Source organism: Aliiroseovarius conchicola (genome assembly GCF_041403445.1).
In the GTDB taxonomy this organism is placed as follows: domain Bacteria; phylum Pseudomonadota; class Alphaproteobacteria; order Rhodobacterales; family Rhodobacteraceae; genus Aliiroseovarius; species Aliiroseovarius conchicola.
Map to the genome: position 1 here is coordinate 355,742 of NZ_JBGEHL010000004.1, position 6,032 is coordinate 361,773.

General features: G+C 57.2%; 6 protein-coding genes and 1 pseudogene. 5 read left to right on the plus strand and 2 right to left on the minus strand.

All coding sequences use genetic code 11. From position 1 onward, the window contains the following. The first annotated feature begins 3 nt into the window (after window positions 1-3). From V6N04_RS09925 to V6N04_RS09940, 4 genes are all read left to right on the plus strand, one after another. The gene (locus V6N04_RS09925) at window positions 4-1,161 is read left to right on the plus strand and encodes a winged helix-turn-helix domain-containing protein (RefSeq protein ID WP_371169984.1); all 1,158 of its coding nucleotides are present in this window, start codon (window positions 4-6) and stop codon (window positions 1,159-1,161) included. Between the two features lie 54 nt (window positions 1,162-1,215). Then, complete coding sequence (locus tag V6N04_RS09930; protein ID WP_371169985.1) at window positions 1,216-1,956, plus strand: SDR family oxidoreductase; 741 nt, start codon at window positions 1,216-1,218, stop codon at window positions 1,954-1,956. A gap of 66 nt (window positions 1,957-2,022) precedes the next feature. After that, complete coding sequence (locus V6N04_RS09935) at window positions 2,023-3,012, plus strand: P1 family peptidase (RefSeq protein ID WP_371169986.1); 990 nt, start codon at window positions 2,023-2,025, stop codon at window positions 3,010-3,012. A 9-nt stretch (window positions 3,013-3,021) separates the two neighbouring features. Next, window positions 3,022-3,579 (plus strand): hypothetical protein, encoded by a 558-nt coding sequence (locus V6N04_RS09940; RefSeq protein ID WP_371169987.1) that lies wholly within the window; start codon window positions 3,022-3,024, stop codon window positions 3,577-3,579. 3 nt (window positions 3,580-3,582) lie between these two features. Here V6N04_RS09940 and V6N04_RS09945 read toward each other — a convergent pair whose 3' ends face one another. Further along, window positions 3,583-4,365, minus strand: coding sequence for an alpha/beta hydrolase (locus V6N04_RS09945; protein WP_371169988.1), 783 nt, complete (start codon window positions 4,363-4,365; stop codon window positions 3,583-3,585). A 63-nt stretch (window positions 4,366-4,428) separates the two neighbouring features. On the opposite strand from V6N04_RS09945, the gene V6N04_RS09950 reads away from it, so the two are divergent. After that, on the plus strand, window positions 4,429-5,907 hold the full coding sequence (locus V6N04_RS09950; RefSeq protein ID WP_371169989.1) for an NAD-dependent succinate-semialdehyde dehydrogenase: 1,479 nt from the start codon (window positions 4,429-4,431) through the stop codon (window positions 5,905-5,907). Window positions 5,908-5,919: 12 nt separating this feature from the next. Here the strand turns inward: V6N04_RS09950 and V6N04_RS19005 are convergent. Further along, window positions 5,920-6,032, minus strand: a pseudogene (locus V6N04_RS19005) (IS200/IS605 family transposase); the annotation flags it as partial.

The following is a 6,032-nucleotide window of genomic DNA, read 5'->3' on the forward strand; positions in this document are numbered from 1 at the left end:
GATATGAGCGCACCTCTTAGACTGTCCAATCGGCAGGCGCGCCACCTGTGGCTTTGGACTAACCTGTTGTCTGGCACACCAACTGGACAGGTCGATCTTCAGGCTATGATCTGGCGGCTTGGGTTTGTGCAGATCGACACGATCCGAAACGTGACCCGTGCACATAACCACATCCTGTGGACCCGCAACCAGAACATCCGCGAAAGCGAAGTTTGGAAGCGTCTCGCGGGCCGCGAACTGTTCGAGCATTTCACCCATGATGCCAGCCTGATCGACATGCGCGTCTTGCCCTATTGGCGGCGGCAATTTGATCGGTTGGGGACCTATATGGCGAAAAGCGATTGGTTCCAATCTGGCCTTGCCAAACCACAGATCGACGAAATCAAAGCGCGCATTCAGGCCGAGGGTGCGCTGTCGACCCATGCTTTTGACACTAAGGTAGACAAACGCGAAATGTGGGCGCGACCTCCACACAAGAAAGCTCTGGATCAGATGTGGTATGCGGGCGAGCTTGCCACCTGTCACCGTGACAAGTTTGTGAAGTTCTACGATCTGGGCGAACGCGTGTTTCCCACCCACGACCCTGCCCCTGACCACGAGGCGGTAGACTGGCTGTGCAATTCTGCAATTGATCGGTTGTCTTTTGCAACAACCGGCGAGGTTGGCCGCTTCTGGGACGCGATGAGCGCGCGCGAGGCGAAGACATGGTGCGAGACCGCGCCGCTGATCCCCGTCGAAATTGAGACCACCGACCGTGGTGTCTACACCGCCCTCGCGGCGCCTGATATCGAGGCACGACTGGCTGCCCTGCCTGCCCCCACCTCTCGATTGCGTATCCTCAATCCGTTCGACCCGGCTATACGGGATCGCGCGCGTTTGGAGAAGCTTTTCGGATTTGACTATCGCAATGAGATGTTCGTACCCAAAGCAAAGCGTCGATGGGGGTACTATGTGTACCCGCTGCTCGAAAAAGACCGTTTCGTCGGGCGGATCGAGCTAAAGGCCGATCGCCCAAATGGCGTTCTGTCGGTCAGCGGGTTCTGGTCTGAGCCGGGTATCGTCTGGAGTGCGGCGCGACATGATCGGCTGGAAGCCGAGCTGTCGCGTTTTGCCCGGTTCGCAGGGCTTTCTAAAGTAGAGTGGAAAACCGAGAGGGGCTGACTTGAACAGCCATGATATTCAGCGCAAGCTCAACGCAATAAAGAAAGGTGACATATGCGACTTCGCGACAAGACGGCCATCGTGACCGGTGGGGCTTCAGGCTTTGGCGCGGGCATCGTGCGCAAATTTGCAGCCGAAGGCGCGCGAGTTATGGTCGCCGATTTGAATGATGATTTGGCCCGAGACGTGGCGCATGAGATCGGGGGTATCGCGCACCATGTAGATGTATCCTCGGCCGACAGCATGACACAGATGGCTTCCGCCGCGTATGATGCTTGGGGTCACGTTGATATTGTCGTCAACAATGCCGGCATAACTCACATGCCCAAACCGATGGAAGACGTAGACGAGGGCGAGTTTGATCGCGTGCTCGCTGTAAACGCGAAATCGGTTTATCTTAGCGCACGCGCATTTGTACCGGGCATGAAAAAGGCTGGGCGTGGCGCATTTCTGAATGTCGCTTCAACGGCGGGTCTTAGCCCACGCCCGAACCTTAACTGGTACAATGCGTCCAAAGGCTGGATGATCACCGCGACAAAGACCATGGCAATCGAGTTGGCCCCGTTTGGCATTCGCGTGAATGCCATCTGTCCCGTCGCGGGCGAGACACCGCTATTGTCCAGCTTTATGGGGGAAGACACGCCAGAAAAGCGCGCGCAGTTTTTGTCGACGATACCGATGGGGCGGTTTTCTACACCTGAGGATATGGGAAACGCCGCAGTATTTTTATGTTCTGAGGATGCGTCTCTGGTGACAGGCGTGGCGATGGAAATCGACGGTGGGCGGTGTATTTGACGCAAGCTGGGGGTTTTGCACCCCCAGACCCCTGCAGGATATTTATGACAAGAAAAAGAGGGCAAGATGAGGCCAGGGGCAAAGAACCTAATTACCGATGTGGCAGGATTGCGGGTAGGCAATGCCGAGGATCATCACGTGAAGACCGGAGCCACGGTTTTGATTGGGGAGGTGCCATTCACCGCAGCGGTACACGTTATGGGTGGGGCGCCAGGGACGCGTGAGACGGATCTGCTATCGCCAGATAAGTTGGTACAACAAGTTGATGCTCTGGTCTTGTCTGGTGGGTCCGCTTTTGGATTGGATTCGGCATCAGGTGTTGTGGACGAGCTGCGGGCAGAGGGGCGCGGATTTCTGGTCGGGGATCAGCGGGTTCCGATCGTACCCGGTGCGATCTTGTTTGATTTGCTCAACGGTGGTGACAAAGGGTGGGACGTGAACCCCTATAAGGCTTTGGGACGGCGCGCGTTGGCGGTCGCCAGTGACCAGTTCGAACTTGGCACAATCGGAGCCGGTACAGGCGCGACTGTTGACGGATTGAAGGGGGGGCTGGGATCGGCCTCTTTGGTGTTGGAGTGCGGAATAACTGTCGGTGCGCTTGTCGCTGTCAATGCGCTCGGGGCGGTCACGATGGGCGAAGGTCCAGAGTTCTGGGCCTCTCCTTGGGAAATGGATGGAGAATTTGGCGCGCGCGGATTTGGTACCCATGATCCGACGCTTGAGCCGCGTCCTGAAGCCGGGCTTGGTGAAAACACAACGATAGCGATTGTCGCAACGGACGCGGATTTGACACAAGCACAAGCAACGCGGTTGGCGACAGCAGCCCATGACGGGATGGCCCGTGCAATCCATCCAAGTCACACCCCTTTTGACGGTGATCTGGTGTTTGCGGCGGCAACCGGAGCGAAGCCCCTGCCCGATGACACTGGCTTCGACGCATTGCGGTTGGGGCACGCCGCGGCGACTTGTCTGGCGCGCGCCATCGCGCGTGGGGTCTATGAGGCGACCCCTGCGGAAAATGATACACTGCCAACGTGGAGCGCTAGATTTTCATAGGAGGGACCAATGTCTCGTATTCTTAAAACCACTATCATTGCCGCATTTCTGGCACCAACCATCGCATTTTCCGATGATATTTCGGACACACTGGAAAGTGCACTGGCCGCCTATAACGAAGGTGATATCCAGTATGCGCTGGAGGAATTGGAGTATGCCAAGCAGCTTCTTCAATCGATGAAAACCGCAGACCTTGCAAAATTCCTGCCGGAAGCGCCCGCCGGTTGGACACGCGAAGTTTCGACCGAGATGAATGCGGGGCTGGCCATGTTGGGCGGCGGAGCTGGAGCTGAAGCGACCTATTCCAACGCTGACGGCAATTTCACCATCACGATCATGGTGGATAACCCGATGATCGGCGCATTGTCCGGCATGCTCGCAAACGCGGGGGTCATGGGCATCAAATTAGAGCGGGTCGGGCGGATGAAGTATCTTAATCAGGATGGAGAACTGTCGGGCATGGTGGATGGGCGTATCCTGATCCAAGCCAAAGGTGCTTCGAGCGAAATCATGCTGCCTGTTCTAGAGACCATCGACCAACGGGAATTGCGTAAGTTCGGAAGCTGACACTTATCCAAGCAACGTCACAACCATATCGCTGTCCGGGTCTGCCAACGGGTCAATCACGTCGAAATGATGCCGGTCAGGGGCAATGACCAGTTCGGCTTCGGGCCAAGCAATGGCGAGGTCGCGCGCTTGCGACAGAAAGGCCGGCCGTTCGTCTGCCCCCACCCAGACCGTCGTTGGAATTGCCGCGCGATTGGTTGCAAATGCAGGGCTTTCAGACTGCGCCGTGTTCTCGGTTAGCCCCAGCGTGTCGTTCATCTTGGTGTGACGTAGCGGATGCAAATCCCCGAGCGGTGATATGGGCATGATGTGTTTGATACGCGCGCGGCAAGCCAGCGGTACGTCAAGACAGTTCATTCGGGCAACCAGATGACCTCCCGCAGAATGGCCAGCCAATACAATTGGGCCGCCGACTTCGGTTGCGACACGGTCAATTGCAGCCGCGACGGATTTGGTGATCTGTGGTATCTCGGCGTTCGGTGTCAGCGGGTACGAGGGCAACGCCACCGCATATCCGCGGCCTATCGCGCCAACTGCCAAATGCGACCAATCTTTGCGACCAAAGGCCATCCAGTAACCACCGTGGACAAAGACCAGCAGACCCTTGGGATCGCCCTCCGGCATGAACAAATCAAGCCGCATGGAAGGATCTTCGCCATATGACATGTCCAACCGAAGATTCTTGTGTGAATAGCGAAAGTCTTCGGCCAGTTTTTTCCATTTAGCTGGGTATTTCGAACCATTTGGGATGAAATCCGCATTGGCATAGGCTATGTCGAAATCCATATCAGTTGTCCTGTGTGATGACCGGGATGTGCCCGGCAGACACTTGAACCATGGGAGAGGAAAATGACCGCCAATGCAACCGCGCTGAAAAGCCTGTTGAAAGACCCTTCGCTGGTGGAAACCCGCGCCTATGTGAACGGCGAATGGATTGCCGCCGACGACGGGGCCACCTTCGATGTCAACAACCCCGCCCGTGGCGATGTGATCGCACAAGTGGCTGACCTGTCACGGGCCGAAGTTGCCCGTGCCATTGAGGCCGCTGATGTTGAAGGCCGCAAATGGGCCAAACGCACGGCCAAAGAGCGCGCCAACATCCTGCGTCGCTGGTTCGAACTGATGATGGAAAACCAAGGCGACCTGGCGATCATCCTGACGGCTGAGATGGGCAAGCCCCTGCCCGAGGCGATGGGCGAGATTGCTTATGGTGCCAGCTTCATCGAGTGGTTCGCCGAAGAAGCCAAACGCATCTATGGCGAAACCATCCCCGGCCACCAGCCCGACAAACGTCTGATGGTAATCAAACAGCCTATTGGCGTGGCAGCTTCGATCACCCCGTGGAACTTCCCCAACGCGATGATCACCCGCAAATGTGGGCCGGCGATTGCGGCCGGTTGCGGCTTCGTGGCGCGCCCTGCCGAACTGACGCCTCTGTCCGCCCTCGCGCTGGCCGTATTGGCCGACCGCGCAGGCATTCCGGCGGGAGTGTTTAACGTGGTGCCAAGCTCGCGTGCGTCCGACATCGGTAAGGAATTCTGCGAGAACCCGACCGTGCGCAAGCTGACCTTTACCGGCTCAACCGGTGTGGGTCGCATTTTGTTGCAACAGGCTGCCGAACAGGTGATGAAATGCTCGATGGAGCTGGGCGGCAACGCACCCTTCATCGTCTTTGATGACGCTGATCTGGACGAGGCCGTAATCGGTGCCATCGCCTGCAAATTCCGCAACAACGGCCAAACCTGCGTTTGCGCCAACCGCATCTATGTGCAGGATGGCGTCTATGACGCGTTTGCCGAGAAGCTGTCAAAAGCCGTAGCTGCCCTGCCCGTTGGCGACGGTCTGAACGAAGGCATCGCGCTTGGTCCGCTGATCTCGGACGCCGCTGTTGATAAGGTGCGCGAGCATATCGCTGACGCCACGTCAAAAGGTGGAGAGATCATCCTTGGCGGCAAGGAACACGAGATGGGCGGCCTGTTCTTTGAACCCACCATCGTGAAGAATGCCACCAAGGACATGGCGTTTGCCACGGACGAGACCTTCGGCCCACTTGCCCCCCTATTCCGCTTCAAAGACGAAGACGATGTGATCGCGCAGGCCAACGACACGATCTTCGGGCTGGCGTCATACTTCTATGCCAAAGACCTGAGCCGCGTTTACAAGGTCGCGGAAGAGCTGGAATACGGCATCGTCGGCGTGAACACCGGCATCATCTCAACCGAAACCGCTCCGTTTGGTGGGGTCAAGCAATCGGGTCTGGGGCGCGAAGGATCACATCACGGGATCGAGGACTATCTGGAGATGAAGTACATCTGCATGTCGGTTTAATTTACTGAACGACTACCGGCTGGCGCCGGTAGGATCGGCGATGTGATTTTCCAAGTACTGAAGTACGATGTCCTCTGTGATGGCACCGTTGGTGGTCGAGAAATACCCACGGCCCCAAAATCGCC

Excerpts from the sequence above, each read along its gene's own strand:
- V6N04_RS09925 (WP_371169984.1), top strand. The coding sequence starts at position 4 with ATGAGCGCACCTCTTAGACTGTCCAATCGGCAGGCGCGCCACCTGTGG.
- V6N04_RS09930 (WP_371169985.1), top strand. The coding sequence starts at position 1,216 with ATGCGACTTCGCGACAAGACGGCCATCGTGACCGGTGGGGCTTCAGGC.
- V6N04_RS09935 (WP_371169986.1), top strand. The coding sequence starts at position 2,023 with ATGAGGCCAGGGGCAAAGAACCTAATTACCGATGTGGCAGGATTGCGG.
- V6N04_RS09940 (WP_371169987.1), top strand. The coding sequence starts at position 3,022 with ATGTCTCGTATTCTTAAAACCACTATCATTGCCGCATTTCTGGCACCA.
- V6N04_RS09945 (WP_371169988.1), bottom strand. The coding sequence starts at position 4,365 with ATGGATTTCGACATAGCCTATGCCAATGCGGATTTCATCCCAAATGGT.
- V6N04_RS09950 (WP_371169989.1), top strand. The coding sequence starts at position 4,429 with ATGACCGCCAATGCAACCGCGCTGAAAAGCCTGTTGAAAGACCCTTCG.